Here is a 22,815-nt window from a genome sequence, read left to right as displayed (position 1 = left end):
TTATAAGCCTTATCAAAAAATGCAGTGTGAATTGTGTGAAAGAGAAGTGGAGCGGTTGACCGTCCATCACTTGATTCCAAGGCAGAAAACGAAACGGAAAAATGAAGATCCAGGACCGACTGCAAAGATATGTTCTGCCTGTCATCGGCAAATACATAATTTATTTGACAATACGCGATTAGCCCAGGAACTTAATTCTTTGGATAGGCTGAAGGATGAGCCGCAAATGGAGAAGTTTTTGTCTTGGGTGAAGAAGCAAGACCTGAATAAGCGGGTTAGAGTGCATCGGGGAAACAATTAAAGATTAAAAAACTAATTTTTAATTGTTTAGGGGTTTTGCGATCGCTTCAATAACTCCTCTGCATTAGAAGCCCACTGGCTATTCCCTTGGGCAGTGTAAAGCTGTTTGGCATATTGCAAAACTTGCTGGGCATCACTGTAACGACCTTGGCGCAGAAAGACTAACCCGGCAGCGTAGTAGGCATTGGGGTAGTTAGAATTAGCCTCTGCTGCCTTGCGAAAGGCGGCGAGAGCTTCGTCTAAATTTCCCTGATTCATCAGGATGGAACCGAGATTATAGTGGGCTTCTGGATATTTAGGGCTGATTTTAATGGCTTGCTGGAATGCTTTTTTTGCTTGGTTCAGGTTGTTCTGTTGGAGATAAGCGAGTCCCAAATGATAAGCAGGTTCTGGTGCGTTGGGACTCAACTGCATCGCTTGTTTAAAAGACGCGATCGCTCGTTCCTCATCTCCTTGCTGTTCCCTTACCAAACCTAGATTGTAATGAGCAACTCCCAACTGTGGGTTGAGTTCCAGCGCCCGTGACAAATAATCACCCGCCTGCTGCAAGTTGTTTCCCTCAAGCAGCGCTGCACCCAAATTGGCATAGGCGAGAGCAAAGTTAGGATCGGCTTGAACTGCTTGGTAAAAGGCATCCGCTGCTGGCTGCAATTGCCCCACCTGACGCAAAGCCAGCCCCAAGTTGTAATGCGCGGGTGCCAGTTTGGGGTCGAGTTTGGCGGCTTGTCGAAAAGAGGCGATCGCTTCTTGTGTTTTTGCTTGACCGATCAGCTGGAGTCCCTGATTCATCAAGTCCACTGCCGATTGAGCTTGAGCAATTTGTACCGGCGTCACGGGTGTCCCAGCCACCGCTGGCGTCATCCTCCCACCCAGTAACAGTATTAACCCTCCAGCTATCCATCTCATCTGCTGGTACGTTCTCATTCTCCGTGTCACCTCTTTACAATTGTTACGTTTGTCGCCACCCATTCAGATTTTCTTCTAACAAATTTGCGGTTATTTGTTGCATATATTCATAAAATTTATAGCTAATTAATACTGATTCATTCAACTTAAGTTTTTGCTGGGTTTGCTTTAAAAGAAATTGCAATTTCTCAGTCATTGCCCCTAGAACGCGCTAACCTCACATTCAGGGATACAAAATTCCATCTAACTGTTAACAGCGATCGCCATCGGCACGGGAGGGCAAAAATTCTCCGGGAGCTGCCAATGGCATCAATCCCGTATACCCATGCGATCGCTCACATCTCTACATCTTTTTTATTTTGTTGGGGGTGAATCATGAACGAAAAAGTCATGTCCGGGGTACGCAATGTTGCAATTGTTGGCCCCTATTTAAGTGGCAAAACTACGTTACTAGAAAGTTTGCTTTTCGTCACGGGTGCGATTTCCCGCAAAGGTCGCACTTCAGACGGTAACACGGTGGGAGATAGTTCCCAAGAGGCACGCGATCGCCACATGAGCGTGGAAGTATCAACTGCCAGCACCGATTACGACAGTGTCCGCTTCACCTTTGTCGATTGTCCCGGATCGGTTGAATTTGCTCAAGAAACCTACAATGCTCTGATTGGCGTCGATGCGGCAATTGTCGTGTGCGAACCCGTGAGCGATCGCGTCATGACTCTCGCGCCGCTATTTAAATTCCTCGACGACTGGGAAATTCCGCACCTAGTCTTCATCAACAAAATGGATCGGGCGAACAACAACTTCATGGACGTGCTGCACGCCCTAAAAACGGTCTCCAGTCGCCCCGTGATCCCACACCAGTATCCCATTGGTCAAGGCGAACAGCTCAGCGGCTTTATCGACCTGGTGAGCGAACAAGCTTATCACTACCATCCTGGTGCCGCCGCCGACCCGGTGCCGATGCCAGATAACCTCAAAGAGCAGGAACAAGCCGCCCGTGCCGAAATGCTGGAGGAATTGGCAAATTTTGACGACCACCTGCTAGAAGAACTGCTAGAAGAAATTAACCCGCCCCAAGAAGAAATTCTCCAAGACTTGAAGATGGAGTTAGGGGCAGATTTAATCGTGCCTGTATTCCTGGGCGTTGCCGAGCAAGATTACGGAGTGCGACCGTTGCTGGAAGCGTTGTTGCGAGAAGCACCCGATCCATCCACCACTGCCGAACGTCGGGGAATCGTTCTCCATGCCGATGCCCCCCTCGCACAAGCGATTAAAACCTATTACACTCCTCAAGGCGGGAAAATCTCCCTGGTGCGGGTGTGGCAGGGCACGTTGACTGATGGAATTGTCCTCAATGGCGTTCGGACTGGTGGCTTGTATCGTCTGATGGGTCAGCAACAACAGCCGCTGACTTCAGCCGAAGCCGGTGAGATTGTTGTCTTGGGACGCTTAGAGGGAATTAAAACAGGCGATACCTTGACCGCTTCCGGCGACCCACTGGCGACCGAACTCCCCAAAGCCGAGCAAATGGCACCCGTTTTTGCTTTAGCGATTACGCCCGAAAAACGCAACGATGAAGTTAAACTCAGCAGCGCCATCACAAAGCTGCTAGAAGAAGACCCCTCCCTAGCTTGGGAACAACATGGAGACACCCACGAAGTCATCCTTTGGGGTCAAGGTGAAATTCATCTGCAAGTTGCCCTCGACCGACTGCGGCGCAAGTACAACCTGCCAATGACGACTCACCTGCCCCGCGTACCCTACAAAGAAACCATCCGCAAACCCGCATCCTCGATTCACGGGCGCTACAAGCACCAAAGTGGCGGTCACGGACAGTTTGGTGATGTTTATCTGGATATCAAGCCGCTGTCGCGTGGCGAAGGCGTTAACTTCAGTCAAACAATTGTCGGTGGCGTCGTACCGAGACAGTATATCCCTGGCGTTGAGACGGGTGTTCGGGAGTATTTGGTACATGGCCCCTTGGGCTTCCCCGTGGTCGATGTAGCGGTGACGCTGACGAATGGTTCTTACCACTCGGTTGATAGTTCCGAACAAGCGTTTAAACAGGCAGCCCGGATTGCGATGCAGGAAGGAATGCCCAAGTGCGAACCAACGCTCTTAGAACCGATTACCGCGATTCAGGCGTGTGCCCCAGCCGAATTTACCTCTAAGGTTCTCCAGCTAGTCAGCGGACGTCGGGGACAAATTCTCGGCTACGAAGGGAAGTCAGATTGGCCCGGTTGGGATTGCATTTCTGCTTACTTACCCCAAGCAGAGATGCACAATTTTATTGTGGAATTGCGATCGCTTACAATGGGCGTCGGCTTCTTTCACTGGAAGTACGACCATCTCCAAGAAGTTCCAGACAAGCTGGTTGAACGCGCGATCGCAACTTCTGGAAACGGCAACGGCGCACATTAACTAGAAAAGTTATGAGTTTTGAATTTTGAATTCTGAATTAATTGCTCATCATTCAAAACTCATCACTAAGCTACTCTTCAAGGCGTTTTTTGCGAATCTTCACCGAATGACTGCTACACAAATCTGGTATATTGTCAAGCGCCAAGAAGGGAAATGCGAAATCCTCTCCAGCGAACAAGTCGAAGGAGAGGATAAATCAGCTTTTGTGGAACGCTGGGGGCCATTTGATTCTCAAGCGGAAGCGATCGCTCGTCGTGTCGGCTTAATTCGCGCTGGAAAGTGCCAACCCCAATAAGGGATGAATTTTGAGAGTTGAGAGTTAAGTTTTGAATTTCAACTCAACTCTCATAACTATTTCTGCGCCTGATTTCCTCGCTGGGCGGCAATCTTCTGATTTAGCACTTCCAGGGCTTTGGCATATTGAGGATCGTCTGCACTGCCGATTTTATTGCGATCGGTTTGCAATGCCTTGCGTTGCTCTTCCGTCATTTCCAGCACCACATCCGGCTTAATCCCCGCGTGATTAATATCGCGCCCAAGGGGAGTGTAATACTTAGCGATCGTCACCGCCAGCCCCGAACCATCCCCCAGTCCCCGCACCGATTGCACCAAGCCCTTTCCAAAGGTCTTTGTTCCTACCAAAACAGCCCGCTTGTTATCCTGCAACGCCCCGGAGAGGATTTCACTAGCACTCGCCGAGCCGCCATCTACCAACACCACCAACGGTTTATCTGTGAGGGCGCGATTATTCGCTTTCTCTCGCTCCCTTTCGCCCTGCCGATCCACCGTTGAGACAATTGTGCCGTCTTTTAACCACATCTGGGCAATTTCAATACTGGCGTAGAGTAATCCGCCTGGATTAGAACGCAGATCCAAAATGTAGCCATTCACCTTCTGCCGTTCTAAACCCTTAATCGCATCTGCCATTTCCTTAGCAGCATTGGCGCTAAACTGATTCAGGCGAATGTAGCCTATCTCACCCGTAGGACTGTTCTGCTTGCTAGAGCGCACCGGATGGATTTCAATCCGCGCTCGTTTCAGAGGAAATACTAATTCCTTTTCGCCCCGCTGAATGGTCAAGGTTACTTGCGTTCCCGGTTGTCCTCGGATCAGGCGCACAGCATCATTGACATCCATGCCCTCGGTACTCTTGCCATCAATTTTAGTGATAGTGTCCTTTGCCAGAACACCAGCCTTAGACGCTGGTGTATCTTCAATTGGCGCAATAACCGTTAGCTTTTTCGATTTCTCATCTTGAGCGAGTTGAATGCCAACGCCAGTTAATTCCCCAGAAGTATCAATCTGCATGCTCTTGAACTCTTCCGGGTCCATGAAGCGGGTGTAGGGATCGTTCAGCTTTTTCAGCATCTCCCGGATCGCCTCATAGGCTTCCTTCTTGCTGGGGTAAGACCGATTCAGGTAGTCTTTACGAACTAACCGCCAATTGACTTTATTAAAGGTGCCATCTACGTAACTGCGGTCAATAATCTGCCATACTTCATCTACAAGTTCCTTGGGACTTTCACGAAAAAAAGCCTGACCTTGAGACAGATGAATACCAGCGCCCGTAACAGCAACAGTCGATAAAACCAGTGCTGTCGCACCGAGAACGAGCCCGCGTTTTGTAATTACCATGATCCTTTCTGAGCCGGGGGGAAACTACTGCCAAGGAATTACGCTAACTCTAGCACAGGCCATATATGGAAGCCGGAGAGCGCAATTATTTATCCAGCTGCACTAAGTGCAAGTCCGGAAGTAGAGAGTTTTGAGTTTTGAGCTGTAAAAACGCGATTTCTCGCGATTGAGTTTTAAATTAATGCTTTCCTCAACACTTATTATTTTGTGAGTTTTGAATTAACTTTTGTCTCGACACTCACCACTCAGCACTTACTTAAGGATCGACCCAACGTCCATCTGCCTTAATTAAATTAATCAACTCTTCAACTCCTTGAGACTCTGGCACTTTTTTGATTTCTTCTCTGCCACGATACAGAGAGATGTAACCGGGCTGTTTACCAACATAACCATAGTCGGCATCCGCCATTTCTCCGGGACCATTGACAATACATCCCATGACTGCTATGTCCAGACCTGTAAGATGTTTGGTGGCTTCCCGCACTTCGTGCAGCACTTCTTCTAGATTAAACAATGTCCGCCCACATGAGGGGCAGGCGACATATTCCACCATCGTTTTCCGCAATCCCAGAGCTTGCAGAATGCTGTAGCAAACGGGAATCTCCTTTTCCGGTGCTTCAGTGATTGAGACTCGAATCGTATCGCCAATCCCATCAGCAAGCAGAGGCGCAATGCCTGCGGTAGACTTAATCCGTCCGTATTCGCCATCACCCGCTTCAGTGACGCCCAAATGCAAGGGATAATCCATGCCTAGCGCATCCATCCGCTGTGCCATCAGACGATAAGCGGCTAACATCACTGGCACCCGCGAGGCTTTCAGAGAAATTACCAGGTTCCGGAAGTCGAGAGATTCACAAATTTTGATAAATTCTAGGGCAGATTCCACCATCCCTTCGGGGGTGTCGCCGTAGGAAAACAGCATTCTTTCAGCAAGAGAACCGTGATTTACCCCGATTCGCATTGCCTTACCCTGATCTCGCAAGGAAACTACCAGGGGTTCTAAAGTTTCGCGAATTTTTTCGCCAATTTCATCAAATTCAGCTTGGGTATATTCCGTTCTATCCGCTTTTGGCTTTTCAAATACATACAACCCTGGATTAATCCGCACCTTATCAACGTGCTTGGCAACTTCCAAGGCAATCTTCATGCCGTTGTGATGCACATCAGCGACCAGGGGCACTGGTTGATAGGTTTGAGCTAATTTATGCTTGATTTCCGCTAAAGCTTTGGCATGACCGATACTTGGCACGGTAACGCGGACAATTTCGCAGCCAATCTCGTGCAGGCGGCGAATTCCGGCAACCGACCCATCAATATCAAGCGTGTCTTCATTAATCATCGACTGCACTACTACTGGGTAGTTGCCGCCAATCGTGACATTTCCCACCTTGACGGGACGAGTTTTGCGCCGCTTGATAGTGGTTTCAAAGGAGGGTTGACTGGAAGATGCACTGGTAGTGCTTGGATTGGGCAGGGTTTGCATAACCTTTTGTTTAATTTTGGCTTTCCTCTCTGTTTCTCAGATTGCCACAGAAAGGAGCAAATTTGGCTAAGTCCGTTTTTATCTGTTTATATCTGTTTAGTAGTAAGGAGAGATATTGTCAGCAGCAAGCCAACCGTTTTGACAGTCTCTATATCAGTGCTAAAATATACAACTTATATCCGTCTTTATATTGAATAGGAAAACCAAGACTTATATAAGCAAATGATGCAATTCTTTGGCATTCTGCATTCCTAATCATGAACCAAAAGGAGTGTTTAAAGTGTCTGGTTTACTCAGCATTGAAATTTATTTTTGCTTATTCACAAAAAGGAATCGGCTCAAGCTTGAGCCGATTCCTTTTTGTTGCGAAACTACGGGCATTGGGTACCAAGCTAGATACTTTGTAGGGCTTAAACTGAATTTGCCCACTTGTTCGCCCACTCTAAGGTGTGATGAACTTGTTTCAGCGTTGGCGCTTCGCAGTACAACCGCAAAACGGGTTCGGTTCCGCTGAAGCGAATCATCAACCAACTATCATCGGCTAACCGGAACTTATAACCATCAATCGTTAGGCAATCAATTACCGACCGACCGGCAATCTCAGTTAAGGGTGTATTTTGTAATTGTTCTAGCAGGCGCGATCGCACTTCCATACTCGCTAATGGTAGGTCAATGCGGTCGTAGGCAGAATGAAAGCCAGTTTTCTCCTGCAAGCGCTGGTAAAGATCGCTGAGATCCATTCCTGATTGCGCGATCGCTTCTAGCAGATACAGCGCTGACAACAGCCCATCCCGTTCTGGAATATGATTGCCGTAGCCAATCCCTCCTGACTCTTCACCGCCGACTAACACCTGAGTCATTAACATCCGGTCGGCGATGTACTTGTATCCAATAGGCGTCTCATACACCGGCAGATTGTACAGGGCGGCTACGCGGGGAAACAAGTCGGAACCACTCACCGTTTTCACGACTTCTCCCGTCAATCCCCGCCGAGATGCCATGTGTTCGATCAAAATTGGGATGAGGATTTGGGAACTGAGGAAATTTCCCTGTCCATCGACAGCCGCAATGCGATCGCTATCTCCATCAAATACAAACCCCACTGCCAACCCATCACCGCTGCGGCGTCGGTGAGTCCGCATCTGCCGAAACATCTGGGAAAGGTAACGCGGCAAAGGTTCCGGTGCACTGCCACCAAATAAAGGATCGCGGGAACTATTAATTTCCTGGATTGGCGTTTGCAGCAGTTGTTCTAGTCCTGTCGCAGCAGCACCGTGCATCACATCAGCAAAGACAGCAAGCTTATGTTGGGCGATCGCATCCTGAATGCAAGCAATATCGACTTTCGCCCGTAGTGCTTCGCAGTAATTGGGCCACGGGTCGAACATCTCGAAGCTTCCCGCCATCGTCGAGTCAGGTGACGGTTCCTTCTCTAACAACGCTTCAATCTGCTGAGTAATTTCCGGAGGTACCGATCCTCCAAATGCACCCTTGACTTTTAACCCTAAATATGATCCGGGATTATGACTAGCGGTTATCACCAAAGCTCCCAAAGCTCTCCGTTGATAAGCCGCCCAGCTGAATGCCGGTGTGGGGGCATAACTACTGCTCAGCAGCACCTCAAATCCGGCTGCTTGCACGACTTGGGCCGCTTTACGGGCAAACGTTTCCGCCATAAAGCGCCGGTCATAACCCACAATAATTGTGCGGCTACCCGTCGTCTCGCCATAGACATTTGCCAGGACTTGTGCCGCCAACGGTGCTACCAAAGCCACCCGCTCAAACGTAAAGTCTGCGGCGATGATGCCTCGCCAGCCATCTGTACCAAACTTAATCGGATTAACAGCAACCGGCATAAATTAAGCAGGGGGTTAGTGTTCAGAGATTGCATTAATAACTGGAGGATCTTAGCATTTGTTGTACTCTATAGCCCAATAAAGATTGACAAGTTCACACGCCTAGAGCCACGCCAGTGAAAGAGTTTTGCCTTCAACCGTGTAACTTCAACCAGGCTGAGGTGGGTGAGTTTCTGACTCCAGTGGTAGAGGGTGTGAAGAATTGGGCGATTCTGCGGCTGAGAGCTTTTCCAACAGCGATCGCACCTTCATGCGCTCAATATAGGGCCAGCCGCCTTCTTCTTCCATATCCTTCAGCAGGGCATATAGAGCCTGACGATTATCCGGTAAAGACGCTTGAAACACAGTATCTCGAATCTCACGATGCCAACTTTCTAACGCCCGCAGCAACGCCAACAGAGCCAGAGTATCCCCCTGGCAAGTCTGTGCCAAAGCGCGAACAGAAGTAGCGATCGCTTGCAGTTCCGGCTTCAAAAGCCCCAATTCTAAATTCTGATCGCTGTTCACGCCATCCCCTTTACTCCGTTTGATAAACTCAACTTTAACCGAGTCTTTCACTGACTGGAATGGTCAATTTACACTGAGCTTCAGGATAAAGGCAACACAAAGCCTTGTAAAATTCACTGTAGAGATTCTGAGCCGAACCATTCCGAGCCTGATTAAGAATTTCACTTTTGTCTGTTGTAACTTAAGCCCAATATCAGATTCTACTGGTAGGGATTCCTAGATTAAATATTTGAGGTTGACCATGAGGTATCGCGCTTTCATTGTTGCCTTCCTAGCTTTGTGCTTGGGAGTATTAACTGCTTGTAGTGAAGGTCCAGCAGCTGCGACCAGTGTTCCCACTCCACTCACTTACGACCAAATTCGAGGTACCGGGCTTGCGAATAACTGCCCGCAACTGTCAGAAACGACACGCGGTGCCATTCCCATTCAGCCTGGACAGTCGTATGCTTTGACGAATCTGTGCCTACAGCCAACCAGCTTCTTTGTCAAAGAAGAATCTACAAACAAACGTCAATCCGCCCAATTCGTTCAGGGTAAGTTGTTGACCCGGTTTACTTCTAGCATCGACCAGGTGCTGGGTAAATTGCAAGTTGATCAAGATCGTCGTTTGACCTTTATTGAACAGGATGGTCTCGACTTCCAAGCTATTACCGTCCAGCTACCGGGTGGTGAGCGAGTACCCTTTCTATTCACGATCAAAAATCTGGTTGCCAAAAGCCAGCCAGGAATGGACAGTATTAACACCTCGACTGACTTTGAAGGCGAGTTTAACGTTCCCTCCTATCGGGGAGCAGCTTTCCTCGATCCCAAGGGTCGCGGTGTTGTCACTGGTTATGACAATGCAGTAGCACTCCCCAGTCAAGCCGATCAGGAAGCACTGACACGTGCCAATGTGAAGCGTGCTGAAACCCTTAAGGGCGAAATTTCTCTCCAAGTCGCTAAAGTGGATAACGCCACAGGTGAAATTGCCGGTACATTTGAGAGCGAACAGCCATCCGATACCGATCTAGGCGCTGGCGAAGCTAAGGAAGTGAAAATTCGCGGCATTTTCTATGCTCGGATTTCACCAGACCAGGCTTAAATCTGATCGTTAGCACCGAGCCACGCGGCTTGGCTTTGCTTGCAGGTGAGGAAAAGGGGTTTGGAACCCCTTTTTTCTTTTCTTTAGCAAGGTCAGCATCTGCTGTTTAATCCTTCTGCCTACACTCCGCAATCATGTGAGTGATTCCCACAAGAGAGTTTCTCGGTGAAAATGCTGTTGTAATTGACCAGGTTCAGAGAATAAACTGAATTTTGAAGCGAGGAAAAGAAAGCAACTTATCGCAATTTGGGGAAAAGGCTACATTCCTGGGCGTTTCCCCAACTGCATTTGTTCGCTTTCCGGCTTAAAGTTTTGTTATCGCAACCTATGTTTAGTATCACAGCACCCACTTCAAAAACAGAATATAACTGAAACAAACGTTTTTAACCGGGCCACTCTACCAACTGAACTTCGTATATGTATAGCACTGCCACTCCTGAACTGAAGCATGAAAGCTTACGGCTGTTGCGAGAGTACCAGCAAAATCGTTTAGATACTGTTCGCAATCAGCTGGTAAAACTGAATTTTGGATTGGTGAGAAAAGAAGCACATCACTGGACTAATCAGTGTACAGAAAGTTATGAAGACTTGCTTCAAGTCGGCTGTTTAGGCTTAATTCGAGCAATTGAGCGCTTTGACTTGTCCAAGGGTCACGCCTTCAGTTCCTTTGCTATCCCCTACATTCGCGGAGAAATTCAGCACTATTTACGGGATAAAGGCGGCTCATTCCGCATTCCTCGCCGTTGGGAAGCACTGCACTATCAGGCAGTTTCTTTGACGCGGTATTTCCAGCAGAAGTACAACCGACCTCCTACCGATTCAGAGGTGGCAGCAAAGCTAGAAATTTCACAGGCAGAATGGCAGGAAATCAAGTTGGCCTTTCAAAACCGCGAACTTGTAAGTTTAGATGTACCCCTAGGGGATGGTTCGGAAGGTGAAACTTGCTTAGGTGAAATCGTCCCAGACCCGCAGTATCGGAGTTTTCAGTTAGCGCAAGAAGACCAGCTTCGCCTACAACAAGCTTTAGTTCAGCTAGAAAAGCGAACCCGCGAAATCTTGGAATTTGTTTTCTTACACGACTTAACGCAAAAAGAAGTTGCAGAACGCTTAGATATCAGTGTTGTGACCGTTTCTCGACGGGTCAAAAAGGGACTGGATGCACTGAAAAAGTCAATGGTAGGGATTGACGATTGATTCTTCCAACAACCGGAAACTGAGATTCCCGATTCTTTGAAGATAAGGAACACAAAAGCGATGGATCGATCTCTGTCCAGTAAACTGAATATATAGATGGGTGTTTTTGCACACATTTAATAAAATAAATTATCCGCATATATTTAGAACTGTTGAAAGCAAACAGGGAATTTCTATGGGCGGATGCAGGTAAAGCTCTGGGAGACTGGTCATGCGTCAACATTCATGGATTGCGTTTTTGGGAATACTTGCTGTGTTAGCGGGGGGCTGTTCTCAGGGAGAGGATACGGCTGTAGCTCCTAGCCCTAGTATTGCTCCAGTTACTGCTCCGTCTGCTGTACCAACTGCTTCACCAACAACCCCGTCATTTCCCGATCCGACAGTTACCCCAAAACCGCCCCTTCCTGGGCTTTCCGGCTTGATTCCATCCACTAACTCTGATGCACGGCTGCGAGGAATTCAGAAAGGGCGGCAAGATCCGTTTGCACTTGTTCCCCTGAAACCAATTGTGGAAGTGACACCAAACGAGACGGGTTCGGGTTCGCCTCCCCCTCCGTTTCCGGGTCCGGGTTTAGCTCCTCCTCAGGGTTTGACTCCTAGCGGGCGTCCCATTCCCGTACCGCCACCCCTGCCCAATGTCAGACCTCCCAGACCGAATCGAGGCGGAGGCAATGGCAGTCAAGGGAGTACAGGCGGAGGGAGGACAATACCACGCGCTCCCGCTCCCAGTAGGCCAAATGGGGTGCCTCCGCGTGGGAGAAACACTACACCTCCAGGGAACAGAAACCGTGTAGCTCCAATCCCGATTGTTACGGCTCCTCGGATTCCGGCTCCCGCGCCACTTCTACCCAAACTGCCACCGCTACCAGAACCAAACTTGGCAAGAAGTGTAGAAGTCACAGGAGTGGTTCAGGTGGGGGGTGAACCTCAGGCAATTGTGAGGGTACCAAACGAGCCAAGTCGCTACGTCGGAGTGGGACAGCGTTTATCTAATGGACAGGTGCTAGTCAAGCGGATTGAAGTCAATAATGGTGCCAGTCCGGTAGTGATTCTGGAGCAATACGGCAGAGAAGTTGCCAGACGGGTTGGGGAAAAACCAGTTGCAACGCCCGATCAACCCGGTACACCAACGGCTGTTGCTCCTGCTAAGGAACCAGGAATCAATGGCTCTCCTCAAGCTTAAAACAAGTACCACGATTCAGTTGTTGTAGGAGTTGAAAGGGTGCAGACTACTGGAGGAGAAAACCTGCGGTATGAAATTCGCTTCCCTGGGTTACCCTTAGCGGTATATCGGGAAATTGCTGCCCATTTGCGTCAGGTGGGAGGGGTAGACACAGGTTTGGTTCCTCAGCCTTCGGGGCAATCGTTCGACTATTATCAAAGCCAAGTTGGCGGCTTGTGGATTCAGTATGCAGAAGATGCCGATTCATTGAGTCGCCAATGGGTCACGCAGATTTTGGACTACTATAGTCAGCGCTATTGTCCTTGGGAGGAAAACCAATAATTTTTGGATTTTAGATGGGATTGAATTTAAAATCTTCAGTGTCATGAAGTTTTCGCCATTGCAATGACCTAACCCCGAATCCCCGAAGGGGGTAAAGTTAAAATCCTGGGGGTGAAAAACTCATGGCACTCACTAAAATCTAAAGTCTAAACAATGGGAAGCATTCAAGCGATACGGGGAACGCGGGATATTCTGCCCGAAGAAGTCGGTTACTGGCAATGGGTAGAATCGATCGCACGGGATATTCTAAGCAGAGCGGCTTATCAAGAAATTCGCACCCCGATTTTTGAGCTGACGACGCTATTTGAGCGCGGGATTGGCGAAACCACAGACGTGGTCGGGAAGGAAATGTATACCTTCAAGAGTCGGGGGGAAAATCCCTATTCCATGACCCTGAGACCGGAGGGAACGGCTGGGGTTGTGCGCTCTTATATTGAACACGCTCTTGATGTCAAAAGTGGGATTCAGCGCCTCTGGTATTTGGGTCCGATGTTTCGTTACGAAGCTCCCCAGAAGGGACGACAGCGGCAATTTCATCAGCTGGGTGTAGAGGTGTTGGGGACTGCCGATTCGAGGGCAGATGCAGAGGTCATTGCGATCGCTACCGATATTCTGCAAACCCTGGGTCTAAAAAATCTCCGCATGGATATTAACTCAGTCGGAAATCCTGAAGATCGACAGCGTTACCGGCAAGCATTGGTAGATTACCTGACTCCCTACAAAGAAGAGTTAGACCCAGATTCACAGGTACGGCTGAGTCGCAATCCCTTGCGGATACTCGATAGTAAGGATCGGGAGACGCAAGCAATTGTTCAAAATGCTCCCAGTATCTTGGATTATCTGAGTGCAGATTCTGGTCGTTACTTTGAGCAAATCCAAGCACGTCTGGATGATTTGGGGATTGCTTACCAACTCAATCCGCGTCTGGTGCGCGGTCTGGATTACTACACCCACATTGCCTTTGAAATTATCTCGGACGACCTGGGAGCGCAAGCAACTGTCTGTGGTGGCGGACGCTACGATGGGCTGGTAGCAGAACTAGGGGGACCCAAGACACCCGCAGTGGGTTGGGCAATGGGCTTAGAACGCTTGATCATCCTGCTGCAACAGCTGCAAGAGGCACCCGTCCCGGCGTTGGATTTTTACGTTGTTTCCAGAGGCGAGAAAGCAGAATCCCAAGCTTTACAATTGGCTCAAAAATTACGTCAAGCTGGGTTTAGCGTGGATCTAGACCTGAGTGGAAGTGCTTTTAAAAAGCAGTTCGCTAGGGCTGACCGTAGCGGTGCAGTTGCTTGCTTGGTTTTGGGAGAAGAGGAAGCAGAGAACCAAACTGTCAAGCTGAAGTGGATGGCATCGAAAGAGCAGAGTGCGATCGCTCAAAGTGAATTATTAGGAACGATCGAGGAACTGCGGCAGCAGATTAAAGTAAAAAGATAACAAGAATATGAAGTATGAAGTGTGAAGTTTGGCGTGTAATAATACGTCACACTGTCTTTCAGCCGCGCCTCTAATAACTTCATCCTTTATACTTCATCCTTTATGCTTGCTGCTTGCCTCCTATGGAATACTGGCAATTTCTAATACAACAAGAGGGTGATTCTTCCTGGCTCTCCCTAGAGACGCCAAGTGTGGAAATCCAAGAAGGTCGGTATCGGGTGGTTGCTCACTCCAGCCGTCCCAACATCGAGGTGGAAATTCGCATCACCTATGACAGCACTGAGGAAGTTCCCCCCAAGCGGCGGTTTCAGAAGCGATCGCGCCGCACCAACGCCGAAGGCTTGATGGTGGTCATTCCCTTCACCTATCTCAAGTCGGGGCGCTGGGAGTTGCGCTGCTCTGGCGATATTATGTCAGATTTCCTCGGCAACACTTGGCAGCAGGCAATTCAATTCCAGGTTTTTCCAACCACCCCGGCAGATGCAGATGTCGATTTAGTTGGACACATGCGACCCGTTTGGAGTGCCCAGGTAGGTGTCGCCACCGAAACCGTCCAAGAATCATCCGCAGGTTCTGCCGCTGACCGCCCCGTTAACCCTGCCCCGACAACCACTGAAACGCTCACCGCCGACGTTGACCTTCCGAATCCAGTGCCTCCTTCCCCAGAGGACGAATCAGTGACAGAGGCGATGACTAATGCTGGGTGGGAAGAAGACGATGATGAAGCAGTCAATGAATTATTCCTCTCTTTCGGGGCATCGGAGTCACAAAGATGGGAGACGGCACTCAACCGCACCCCTCCAAAGGCGGCAGTGCCCGTCAGCCGCCTCGTAGAACACTCGCTACAAATGGTGGACGAAATCTTACAGGAAGTCGTCGATCCCGTCTGGCAAGCGTTTGAGCCGACATCTACGGCTCGTGGAGCTATCCCGCAGAGTGAGTTTTCCCGCGATTCCTTAACGTCTCCCCCTGTCAGTAACTCGTCGGAGCTTTCCTTTGCTGCCGCCGGAAGAAGTTACTCAGCAGAAACTGAGCCACCTGAAATTGATGAAGCACCGATCCGACTGACCCTCGATCGGGAGACGCTGGTCGTGCGTCGAGGAGAGCTGATTGCCTTCAGCGGACAAGTAGAGATCCTAGACAGTTTTAGGGATTTGCATCTTTTGCCGCCAGACGTACTGCGAATTGAAATGCGCGATCCGCAAAACTCACAAATCTTGGTAGATGTCCAGCAGCTGATACCCGAACAGGTGCCGAGTTTTTCTTTTAGCTGTAATTTAGAGCTGCCCGAAAATTGCCAAACCCGTTTGATTTTAGGAGAAGTCACGTTAATCGATGCGGCTGAGACAGTCTTGGTGACTCACTCATTTACCGTGACCGCCGATTTGGAAGACTTGCTCGATGCGATCGCTCACGATAAACAGCACGCAAATTTATTGAACCCGCCATTAGATTCTCTTTTGGGAGAGACACCCCCGATCGATTCATCTTTCCTCGATCTGGTGGAAACGGCAAAAGATACTCCGCCGCTGCACTTAGAACCTTTACCTAATAAACCCCTACCGGAGCAGATTGCTAAAGCCGATCCTGCCATTGCAGCGCTTAAACCCCCGGAACTTCCAGCAATTGCTTCCGATACTGAGGCAATAGGGAACAGGGAGGCACCCGATAGCGATGAGCCTGAGGACATTCTCGCTTTGGGCGATCGCAATACATCAGTGACTTCTGAACCTCCGCCGGTGGTATCCCTTCCCCCGCAACTTTATCGACCCGATCCTGCCAATCCAGTTAATCGATCGCTTAAACTTCCGGTGATTTCTGATGCGATGCCTGCAACCGAGCGCATCGAGAATGGCGACACATCCGCTGCGAAAGAAGAAGATAAATCTTCTTCCCTAAATCCTTCCCAACCTCTTGATACCGCCCCTCCTGAAGGGGCTGCGCCTGATGTAGAGCAGTTATTTGATAATTTATTGAATCACTTAGCTCAGACTTGGCAGCGTTCGGAGGAACCCGATGGAACAGATGCCAGCGCTGATGCCGATACAGATTTGCATAGTCAGCAGGACGTAGGTGTTGAAGATGCTTCTGATATCGAGGGAGCAGAACACTCCGCTGAACACTCCGCCGAACAAAGAGAAGCGCATCCCTCCGCTGACTCTCAAGCATCGCCCTTAGATACGGCTTTTGCGACCCTGAAGCTGCAAGATCGTTTTTTGTCCCGGTTGAACGACCTGGCAACGGATGAGGAATCTTCAGCATGGCTGCAACCGGAAGAGGTATTTGCAACGGAGGAGGAATCTACCGAGGAAGCAGAGCCTTCAGCAGACCTGACCGAGGGCAGCGAAGACACTGACGTTGCGGATGGTGACGTTGCGGATGGTGACGTTGCGGATGGCACCGAAGCAACTGCCGCCGAGCCGCAGGGGGAAACGGATGACCGTTTGCCACAAATGCCGACAGACTGGGAACTTGTAGCACTATTGCTTGACCAACAACCTCCCCTCCCAGAGTTGGAGGAAGAATTGGGTGAAGATGGCGGTATTGCCAGCGATGCAACGAACAATTCCCAAGAGGTGGGAGCCGCCTCTGGTCAACTGCCAGCAACTCCGCAGAACCCAGTTGAGATGGCTAAGAACGTTTTATCGATGGCAGAGTCTGCGGTTAACTGGACAGAGCGAGAAATTGTGGTAGACGATGATCCTTCTGAACTCCCTCCCAGCACCAGTGGGCGAGGCGGGTATGGCTCGCGAGAAGCTTCCTCAAGGGGGGTACAACCAGGGCGATCGCGTTTTGCCAATGCGGGGCGGGGGGTTCCCCCAGAACCGCAGCCATCGTCGCTGGACGAGGAACCCGTGCCAGAGCCTGAGCTAGTTTTACCCGAAGGCGAACTGATTGCCGGACAACCGTTGGCTGTCCGCCTGACGTTGCGATCTGAGTCCCCCCGGCTCTATGTCAAGCTGTGGGTGCATGACCGCCAAACGCGATCGCTGCTGGATGGCCCCCGGTGGCTAGTCGATTTTATCCCTACTGGTTTAGAATCCCTAGAGGCAACGACTCAACTAACTGTGCCATTTGGGAGCGTAGAAATCCGTTTTGAAGCTGTCGCGGTTGATACTTATACCCAACGAGAGAGCCATAAAGTAACTGTTGACCGTATAGTTATTCCCCCCGATTTGCCCAACTGGTCGCTAGATGAGTTTGCGGATTAGGCGCTTGTTAAAAATTTTTATGATTCGGTTTTTGGCTACCAATTCACTGTAAATTCAATTACGAAAGCTGTTTCATTAAAATAGGAAATTTAAAGATGGGAGCTTCATTCTTACCCTCAATCCTAGTGCCGCTAACTGGCTTGATCTTCCCGGCTGTCGCGATGGCCTTCTTGTTTCTTTACATTGAACACGAAGATCCAACGGGAATTTAACTTTAGCTGGGCATTAGTTGGGCAATGGAAAAAACCGCCTGTTCTAGTCAGAGAGGCGGTTTTTTTTGATGATTTGATGAGAGTTCTCTCAAATCTAGTTGATTACCCAGCTTTTCTCTACAAAGAGGAGCCTAGACCAGCGTAGGCACCATAGAAGAAAACACCTAGCACAGCGATCGCGCCCAGACCAGCGACGGTAGCTACAATCCACAACGGGATTCTTCCACTTCCAGACACAGCTTTTCCCTCCTAATTAAACTTAAAAATGATGCAGTCAAGCCCAGTTAGTTAAAGAAATAACTGGAAAACAGGATACCAAGGACAAAAACCAGTAGCAAGCCCAAGTAAAGAGAAGTACGGTTTAACTCAACTGGTTGATTATTGGGATTTGGACTCCGTTCTGGCATAATTAGGTTTCTCCTATCGTTGAATAAATTGCATAGAAGCGATCGCGCCCAAGAAAAAGATTGTTGGGACAGCCAGCGTATGAACCGCTAGCCATCTAACGGTAAAAATGGGATATGAAACTGGCTGATTGGGCGTATTAGTAGTCATGTTTTGCCACCTCTTTTAAACGACTTACTTGTTGACACTCCCAATTCTTTTGATAGAAATGGGACTTTTCGTACCGTAACGGGAAGGCTTTTCCTGCAAAAAGGGCTTCGTAAACCTATATTGAGCCTACTGACCCTTTGAAGTCTCCTCCAACCAGCTAGAGGTGATTCTTTTTCCAAACACTTCCGTATACCTACGGTACTTCACTACCGATGTATCAAACTGGATTCCCGTTCGCTCTTTAGAGCCGAATTGATGCGGTACTTTTAATCCCTTTTTTGCATCAAATCCAGCCAAAATTGCCCCGGCAAGCCTAACACAAATAGGTGCTTTTATTTTCACACCCAGCGATGTCTAGAGACTGCCCGCTTATTTTATAAAATCCTCGATTTGTTGCTTGGATTCAAAGCGATCTTGAACAATCGGCACTTCCTGCCGAGTTTGGGTGTAATACTCGTTGGGGCGGGGTGTCCCAAAGGCATCGTATGCAAGACCTGTGCTAACAAATAGCCAGCCTGCAATAAATAATGCAGGGATGGTGATGCTGTGAATTACCCAGTAACGAACGCTTGTAATAATGTCCGAAAATGGACGCTCTCCAGTTGTACCAGCCATTCAGATTCCTCCTCTGACAACAATTAAAAGCTAACTTAATTATGATACGAAACTCGGTAGAGAGTCACAAGCAAAGCATTAGTTGTATGACAATAATCTTGCTTTCCTCTTCAAGCCGCTTGCGACGAACCTTCGTATTTCAACAAAACACCTCGCTGACCTATGATAAATCCTTGCTGGGGTGTTAGAAACATAATCCTGTAAAGATTGGAAGGGATATCCTCTATCTCGCGAGCTTTTTCCCAAGTTTTGCCGCCATCCAGACTCCGCAGCAAATTTCCACTGCCTCCTGATACCCAAACTTCCTCAGGTGTCCGGTATGCCAAATCGAGTAAACCCCAACTGGTGGATACCTCTGGATATTGTGCTTCTTCCCACTCGTCTGGCTTTTCAGGACTGCTAAATTGTAGCTGACCGCCCCGCGCCAGCATCCACAGCCGACCATCTTGTGCAAACCCCATATTCTCCACTCTTCGGGAGCTATTCCGATTATGGGGAACCCAGGCATCTAGACCAGGCTCCCAAGTGGAGTAGAAGTTACCTTTGGCAGACACCGCAACATATTTGCCATCGGGAGAGCGAGACATATTGCGGACAACGCCCACCGCTTCCTGCACCATTGCTTTCCAAGTCTGTCCTGCGTCTTGAGTGCGATAAATTGCTCCAACGTTGGTGCTCATCTCAGCGGAGTTCGGACCGAGTGCCACAATTTTATTGGGTGCCCCCGGTAACTTGTTACTCAGCGCGATGCGAGTCCAAGATTTTCCCCCATCTGTGGTGTGGAGCAAGATAGAGGGTTCGCCTGTAATCCAGCCTTCTTGATCGGCAAAACTTACGCCAGTAAAGCGGTATTGCCGATCTCCCAGTTCTAGGTTTCTTGGCTCCCAAGTCTTGCCGCCATCGGTTGTCTCCAAAAGTGTGGAGTCACTCCCCACAACCCAGCCATGATTGGGGTCGCCCGTAAAAGCGAGATCCTGTAAGTTTGCCTGTGTTGGTAGAGAAATGGCGTGCCAGGGGCTGTTGCTCACGGAAGGAACTTGACTGCAACTGGCGCAAAAGAGGACAACTGCCAACAATATTGCAATTTGTTTCAGCTTTCTCACAAATAAATTCATACTATCCAGAACTGGTGCGTGCAAATCTTCTACTATACGAGTGTTAATCCAGCGAATGCGGCGGGGATTCGCTTCAGCTGTTGCAAGCTGAGGTTGGTTTTATTGCAAACCATAGAGACTGATAAAGAACAAGAAGCCCAAGGCTAATGCCCCAAAAATGAGAAGATTCTTCTGTCCTGGGGTTAAACGGTTAACGCCTAGACCATAGCTCAGATTTTCCTTGAATCCAGAGGGGGAGCCTACAACGCCAATGTTTTGAAACTGTGTTTTTCGCACCCCACAAATTGGACAGCGCCAGTCTATTGACAATTCTTCAAAAGATGTCCCTGAGGGAACGTTGCTCTTACTATCACCTTTAGTCGGCTCATAAATGTAGCCACAGGCGCGACATTCATAGCGATCTAGTGGTTGGGCATCGACGGCTTGATTGCTCATGGCTCAAGATGAAATTGAGAAGCCAATCTTAAAATGTATGTTAAAAATTATGCCATAAGTAGGGGATTTTCTTAATATTGTTTAGCTTGCCTCTGCCTTGAGGAGAGGACTTCGCTGTCATCCCTCGCTGGCAGTAACGTTGTCCGCTTCAGTAGGAGCCTTGACTAGAAAAGCTGAACGGGTCAATCAGAAAACAGTATCGATGATCGACGTTCGCTGCCCCGCCACTAGCAACTTTGGCAGAGGCAGGCGCTTTATAATGTATAAATGTGAAGAAGTAATAACAGCCGTCCTTTCATCTGAGTGGTAGTACAAGATCGTGTTTGTCCTCAGTGGGTATGAGTATTTTTTAGGCTTCTTGCTAGCTTCCAGTCTGGTGCCGATTTTGGCGCTGACTGCCTCCAAGCTCCTGCGGCCCAGTGGTAGTAGTCCAGAGCGGCGCACCACTTACGAATCTGGCATGGAACCGATTGGGGGAGCCTGGATTCAGTTCAACATCCGCTATTACATGTTTGCGCTGGTTTTCGTCATTTTTGATGTTGAAACTGTTTTCCTGTATCCGTGGGCCGTTGCCTTCAATCGTCTAGGTGTACTGGCGTTTATTGAAGCTTTGGTCTTTATTGCAATTCTTGTAGTTGCTCTTGTTTATGCGTGGCGCAAAGGAGCCTTGGAATGGTCATGAAATCTAACGGTAACAGTGATATTGCTGCCTTTGAGGCGCAGCAGAAAGAGAAGATCCTTAACCCGATTGAGCGACCTTCTGTTACTCAAGAACTTTCTGAAAATGTCATCCTGACAACGGTTGACGACCTTTACAACTGGTCGCGGCTTTCCAGCCTGTGGCCTCTGTTGTTTGGAACCGCCTGCTGCTTCATTGAAGTGGCGGCGATGATTGGCTCCCGATTTGACTTTGACAGATTTGGTCTAGTTCCCCGTTCTAGCCCTCGGCAAGCAGATTTAATTATTACTGCTGGCACGATTAACATGAAGATGGCACCGGCTCTGGTGCGCCTTTATGAGCAGATGCCAGATCCCAAGTACGTGATTGCAATGGGAGCCTGCACGATTACTGGCGGGATGTTCAGCGCTGATTCCCCGACTGCGGTGCGGGGTGTGGATAAGTTGATTCCTGTCGATGTCTATTTGCCTGGATGTCCCCCACGTCCGGAAGCGATCATGGATGCGATCATTAAACTGCGGAAGAAAATCGGGAACGATTCTATCCAAGAGCGGGATCAGTTTCAGCAAATCCATCGCTATTACAGCACCACTCACAAGATGCAAGCTGTAGAAACCATCCACGATGGCAAGTATTTACAGTTAGCAACTCGCCAAACTCCGCCGCAGGAGTTGGCGGCGGCGATGGGTATGCCTGTAGCACCAGCTCTGTTGACGGCAGAAAAACAGGAGGAACGTCGTGGCTGAAGCAGAATCTCCAGCAGAATCTTCAGGGGAACCCCAAGCAGAATCCCAAATTGTGGAAGCGGGTAAGGTTTCCCTTTGGCTGAAGGAAAATGGTTTTGAGCATCAGGAACTAGAACGCGATCGCAGTGATGTTGAGATCATCAAAGTTGACCGGGACTTCTTGATTCCGATTGCTACAGCTCTCTACGCTTACGGATTTAACTACCTCCAGTGTCAAGGTGGATATGATGCGGGGCCGGGAGAGGAATTGGTTAGCTTCTATCATCTAATCCAAGTGAGCGACAATGCTGACAGACCGGAGGAACTGCGGCTGAAGGTGTTTTTGCCGCGAGATGACGCTAGAGTTCCTTCGGTGTATTGGATTTGGAAGACGGCAGACTGGCAAGAGCGGGAAGCTTTTGATATGTATGGCATCGTCTATGAAGGACACCCGAACCTGAAGCGGCTTTTGATGCCGGAAGATTGGGTAGGCTATCCGTTGCGGAAGGATTATGTCTCGCCTGATTTCTACGAGTTGCAGGATGCTTATTGATTCAGGCAAAAGGCAATTAGTCAAAGAAAGACTTTTTCCGGGTTGACTTGTGGAAAGCACTCACTTTTTGTTTGAAGTGGGTGCTTATTTTTGGCGTAGGAATTAAGTGTAGACTGTATCAAATATCACTTGATTTTTCCTGCGTATTGACATATACTTGAAGAATGGGAATCTGTGCGCCTAGGTAAATTGATTTTTAAGTTAAGTTTGCAGCTATTTGAGTGTAGTGAATACTTAAATTAGCTGGTTAGATAAATAGCGATCGCACCCGATTACTCCCCTAAACCCATAAAATAAATCAACAGCTTGAATGGCAGGGGTAGTGGCGCGTGAAGTTGTCGTCAAAGGGTGTTTATAAAGTCGAAAGTCAGGCAAAAGAGCAATCTGATC

At 48.9% G+C, this 22,815-nt stretch carries 24 protein-coding genes; 13 read left to right on the top strand and 11 right to left on the bottom strand.

The window, feature by feature from the left end; all coding sequences use genetic code 11:
• Positions 1–19 precede the first annotated feature (19 nt).
• On the top strand, positions 20–301 hold the full coding sequence (locus NDA03_RS07930) for an HNH endonuclease (RefSeq protein WP_190684011.1): 282 nt from the start codon (positions 20–22) through the stop codon (positions 299–301).
• Between the two features lie 26 nt (positions 302–327).
• Here the strand turns inward: NDA03_RS07930 and NDA03_RS07925 are convergent, their stop codons facing one another.
• Positions 328–1,161 (bottom strand): tetratricopeptide repeat protein, encoded by an 834-nt coding sequence (locus NDA03_RS07925; protein ID WP_348237774.1) that lies wholly within the window; start codon positions 1,159–1,161, stop codon positions 328–330.
• Between the two features lie 420 nt (positions 1,162–1,581).
• Here NDA03_RS07925 and NDA03_RS07920 point away from each other — a divergent pair, with 420 nt between their 5' ends.
• On the top strand, positions 1,582–3,627 hold the full coding sequence (locus NDA03_RS07920; RefSeq protein ID WP_190435056.1) for an elongation factor G: 2,046 nt from the start codon (positions 1,582–1,584) through the stop codon (positions 3,625–3,627).
• Between the two features lie 106 nt (positions 3,628–3,733).
• Entirely contained in the window at positions 3,734–3,922 is a 189-nt protein-coding gene (locus NDA03_RS07915; protein WP_190430219.1) for a DDE transposase family protein, read from the top strand.
• A 56-nt stretch (positions 3,923–3,978) separates the two neighbouring features.
• Here NDA03_RS07915 and ctpC read toward each other — a convergent pair whose 3' ends face one another.
• From ctpC to NDA03_RS07895, 4 genes are all read right to left on the bottom strand, one after another.
• The gene (gene ctpC, locus NDA03_RS07910) at positions 3,979–5,262 is read right to left on the bottom strand and encodes a carboxyl-terminal processing protease CtpC (RefSeq protein WP_348237753.1); all 1,284 of its coding nucleotides are present in this window, start codon (positions 5,260–5,262) and stop codon (positions 3,979–3,981) included.
• Between the two features lie 256 nt (positions 5,263–5,518).
• A complete protein-coding gene (gene ispG / locus NDA03_RS07905) occupies positions 5,519–6,745 on the bottom strand; it encodes a (E)-4-hydroxy-3-methylbut-2-enyl-diphosphate synthase (protein WP_190410986.1) in 1,227 nt (408 codons plus the stop codon).
• Positions 6,746–7,155: 410 nt separating this feature from the next.
• Positions 7,156–8,601 (bottom strand): phosphoglucomutase/phosphomannomutase family protein, encoded by a 1,446-nt coding sequence (locus NDA03_RS07900; RefSeq protein WP_348237752.1) that lies wholly within the window; start codon positions 8,599–8,601, stop codon positions 7,156–7,158.
• Between the two features lie 147 nt (positions 8,602–8,748).
• Complete coding sequence (locus NDA03_RS07895) at positions 8,749–9,108, bottom strand: hypothetical protein (protein ID WP_190411053.1); 360 nt, start codon at positions 9,106–9,108, stop codon at positions 8,749–8,751.
• Between the two features lie 241 nt (positions 9,109–9,349).
• On the opposite strand from NDA03_RS07895, the gene NDA03_RS07890 reads away from it, so the two are divergent.
• The 7 genes from NDA03_RS07890 (at position 9,350) to psaI (ending at position 17,748) form a co-directional block, all read left to right on the top strand.
• Positions 9,350–10,189, top strand: a complete 840-nt coding sequence (locus NDA03_RS07890) for a photosystem II manganese-stabilizing polypeptide (protein WP_190410988.1) — start codon at positions 9,350–9,352, stop codon at positions 10,187–10,189.
• 417 nt (positions 10,190–10,606) lie between these two features.
• Positions 10,607–11,383, top strand: a complete 777-nt coding sequence (locus NDA03_RS07885; protein WP_190410989.1) for an RNA polymerase sigma factor SigF — start codon at positions 10,607–10,609, stop codon at positions 11,381–11,383.
• Positions 11,384–11,594: 211 nt separating this feature from the next.
• On the top strand, positions 11,595–12,566 hold the full coding sequence (locus NDA03_RS07880) for a hypothetical protein (RefSeq protein WP_348237751.1): 972 nt from the start codon (positions 11,595–11,597) through the stop codon (positions 12,564–12,566).
• A 39-nt stretch (positions 12,567–12,605) separates the two neighbouring features.
• Positions 12,606–12,887 carry a hypothetical protein gene (locus tag NDA03_RS07875; RefSeq protein WP_348237750.1) on the top strand — a complete coding sequence of 94 codons (282 nt, stop codon included), beginning with the start codon at positions 12,606–12,608 and terminating at the stop codon, positions 12,885–12,887.
• 153 nt (positions 12,888–13,040) lie between these two features.
• On the top strand, positions 13,041–14,324 hold the full coding sequence (gene hisS / locus NDA03_RS07870) for a histidine--tRNA ligase (RefSeq protein WP_348237749.1): 1,284 nt from the start codon (positions 13,041–13,043) through the stop codon (positions 14,322–14,324).
• 122 nt (positions 14,325–14,446) lie between these two features.
• Positions 14,447–17,536 (top strand): hypothetical protein, encoded by a 3,090-nt coding sequence (locus NDA03_RS07865; protein WP_348237748.1) that lies wholly within the window; start codon positions 14,447–14,449, stop codon positions 17,534–17,536.
• Between the two features lie 95 nt (positions 17,537–17,631).
• Positions 17,632–17,748, top strand: a complete 117-nt coding sequence (psaI, locus tag NDA03_RS07860; RefSeq protein ID WP_190410993.1) for a photosystem I reaction center subunit VIII — start codon at positions 17,632–17,634, stop codon at positions 17,746–17,748.
• A 117-nt stretch (positions 17,749–17,865) separates the two neighbouring features.
• Here psaI and NDA03_RS07855 read toward each other — a convergent pair whose 3' ends face one another.
• The 6 genes from NDA03_RS07855 to NDA03_RS07830 form a co-directional block, all read right to left on the bottom strand.
• Positions 17,866–17,985 (bottom strand): photosystem II reaction center protein J, encoded by a 120-nt coding sequence (locus NDA03_RS07855; RefSeq protein ID WP_190410994.1) that lies wholly within the window; start codon positions 17,983–17,985, stop codon positions 17,866–17,868.
• A 47-nt stretch (positions 17,986–18,032) separates the two neighbouring features.
• On the bottom strand, positions 18,033–18,155 hold the full coding sequence (locus NDA03_RS07850; protein WP_190410995.1) for a photosystem II reaction center protein L: 123 nt from the start codon (positions 18,153–18,155) through the stop codon (positions 18,033–18,035).
• Between the two features lie 13 nt (positions 18,156–18,168).
• Positions 18,169–18,303 carry a cytochrome b559 subunit beta gene (gene psbF, locus NDA03_RS07845; RefSeq protein WP_190410996.1) on the bottom strand — a complete coding sequence of 45 codons (135 nt, stop codon included), beginning with the start codon at positions 18,301–18,303 and terminating at the stop codon, positions 18,169–18,171.
• A gap of 369 nt (positions 18,304–18,672) precedes the next feature.
• A complete protein-coding gene (psbE, locus tag NDA03_RS07840; RefSeq protein ID WP_190410997.1) occupies positions 18,673–18,918 on the bottom strand; it encodes a cytochrome b559 subunit alpha in 246 nt (81 codons plus the stop codon).
• 110 nt (positions 18,919–19,028) lie between these two features.
• Complete coding sequence (locus NDA03_RS07835) at positions 19,029–20,033, bottom strand: photosynthesis system II assembly factor Ycf48 (RefSeq protein ID WP_190410998.1); 1,005 nt, start codon at positions 20,031–20,033, stop codon at positions 19,029–19,031.
• 99 nt (positions 20,034–20,132) lie between these two features.
• Entirely contained in the window at positions 20,133–20,468 is a 336-nt protein-coding gene (locus NDA03_RS07830) for a rubredoxin (RefSeq protein WP_190684032.1), read from the bottom strand.
• A 319-nt stretch (positions 20,469–20,787) separates the two neighbouring features.
• Here NDA03_RS07830 and ndhC point away from each other — a divergent pair, with 319 nt between their 5' ends.
• From ndhC to NDA03_RS07815, 3 genes are read left to right on the top strand one after another with little or no spacing between them, the layout of a single operon-like run.
• Positions 20,788–21,150 carry a photosynthetic/respiratory NAD(P)H-quinone oxidoreductase subunit C gene (gene ndhC / locus NDA03_RS07825; protein WP_190411000.1) on the top strand — a complete coding sequence of 121 codons (363 nt, stop codon included), beginning with the start codon at positions 20,788–20,790 and terminating at the stop codon, positions 21,148–21,150.
• Entirely contained in the window at positions 21,147–21,893 is a 747-nt protein-coding gene (gene ndhK, locus NDA03_RS07820; RefSeq protein ID WP_348237773.1) for a photosynthetic/respiratory NAD(P)H-quinone oxidoreductase subunit K, read from the top strand. The genes ndhC and ndhK overlap by 4 nt, the downstream gene beginning before the upstream one ends.
• On the top strand, positions 21,886–22,425 hold the full coding sequence (locus tag NDA03_RS07815) for an NAD(P)H-quinone oxidoreductase subunit J (protein ID WP_190411002.1): 540 nt from the start codon (positions 21,886–21,888) through the stop codon (positions 22,423–22,425). The genes ndhK and NDA03_RS07815 overlap by 8 nt, the downstream gene beginning before the upstream one ends.
• Positions 22,426–22,815: the final 390 nt, after the last annotated feature.

The sequence above is a fragment of the Trichocoleus sp. Lan genome, assembly GCF_039961855.1.
In the GTDB taxonomy this organism is placed as follows: domain Bacteria; phylum Cyanobacteriota; class Cyanobacteriia; order Cyanobacteriales; family FACHB-T130; genus FACHB-T130.
This window is presented reverse-complemented; position numbering and strand designations above follow the sequence as displayed.

Coding starts and splice junctions, on each gene's coding strand:
- NDA03_RS07885 (WP_190410989.1), top strand. CDS start 10,607: ATGTATAGCACTGCCACTCCTGAACTGAAGCATGAAAGCTTACGGCTG.
- psbF (WP_190410996.1), bottom strand. CDS start 18,303: ATGACTACTAATACGCCCAATCAGCCAGTTTCATATCCCATTTTTACC.
- NDA03_RS07920 (WP_190435056.1), top strand. CDS start 1,582: ATGAACGAAAAAGTCATGTCCGGGGTACGCAATGTTGCAATTGTTGGC.
- NDA03_RS07890 (WP_190410988.1), top strand. CDS start 9,350: ATGAGGTATCGCGCTTTCATTGTTGCCTTCCTAGCTTTGTGCTTGGGA.
- psbE (WP_190410997.1), bottom strand. CDS start 18,918: ATGGCTGGTACAACTGGAGAGCGTCCATTTTCGGACATTATTACAAGC.
- hisS (WP_348237749.1), top strand. CDS start 13,041: ATGGGAAGCATTCAAGCGATACGGGGAACGCGGGATATTCTGCCCGAA.
- NDA03_RS07900 (WP_348237752.1), bottom strand. CDS start 8,601: ATGCCGGTTGCTGTTAATCCGATTAAGTTTGGTACAGATGGCTGGCGA.
- ndhK (WP_348237773.1), top strand. CDS start 21,147: ATGAAATCTAACGGTAACAGTGATATTGCTGCCTTTGAGGCGCAGCAG.
- NDA03_RS07835 (WP_190410998.1), bottom strand. CDS start 20,033: ATGAATTTATTTGTGAGAAAGCTGAAACAAATTGCAATATTGTTGGCA.
- ctpC (WP_348237753.1), bottom strand. CDS start 5,262: ATGGTAATTACAAAACGCGGGCTCGTTCTCGGTGCGACAGCACTGGTT.
- NDA03_RS07830 (WP_190684032.1), bottom strand. CDS start 20,468: ATGAGCAATCAAGCCGTCGATGCCCAACCACTAGATCGCTATGAATGT.
- ispG (WP_190410986.1), bottom strand. CDS start 6,745: ATGCAAACCCTGCCCAATCCAAGCACTACCAGTGCATCTTCCAGTCAA.
- psaI (WP_190410993.1), top strand. CDS start 17,632: ATGGGAGCTTCATTCTTACCCTCAATCCTAGTGCCGCTAACTGGCTTG.
- NDA03_RS07865 (WP_348237748.1), top strand. CDS start 14,447: ATGGAATACTGGCAATTTCTAATACAACAAGAGGGTGATTCTTCCTGG.
- NDA03_RS07930 (WP_190684011.1), top strand. CDS start 20: ATGCAGTGTGAATTGTGTGAAAGAGAAGTGGAGCGGTTGACCGTCCAT.
- NDA03_RS07850 (WP_190410995.1), bottom strand. CDS start 18,155: ATGCCAGAACGGAGTCCAAATCCCAATAATCAACCAGTTGAGTTAAAC.
- NDA03_RS07880 (WP_348237751.1), top strand. CDS start 11,595: ATGCGTCAACATTCATGGATTGCGTTTTTGGGAATACTTGCTGTGTTA.
- NDA03_RS07915 (WP_190430219.1), top strand. CDS start 3,734: ATGACTGCTACACAAATCTGGTATATTGTCAAGCGCCAAGAAGGGAAA.
- NDA03_RS07925 (WP_348237774.1), bottom strand. CDS start 1,161: ATGACGCCAGCGGTGGCTGGGACACCCGTGACGCCGGTACAAATTGCT.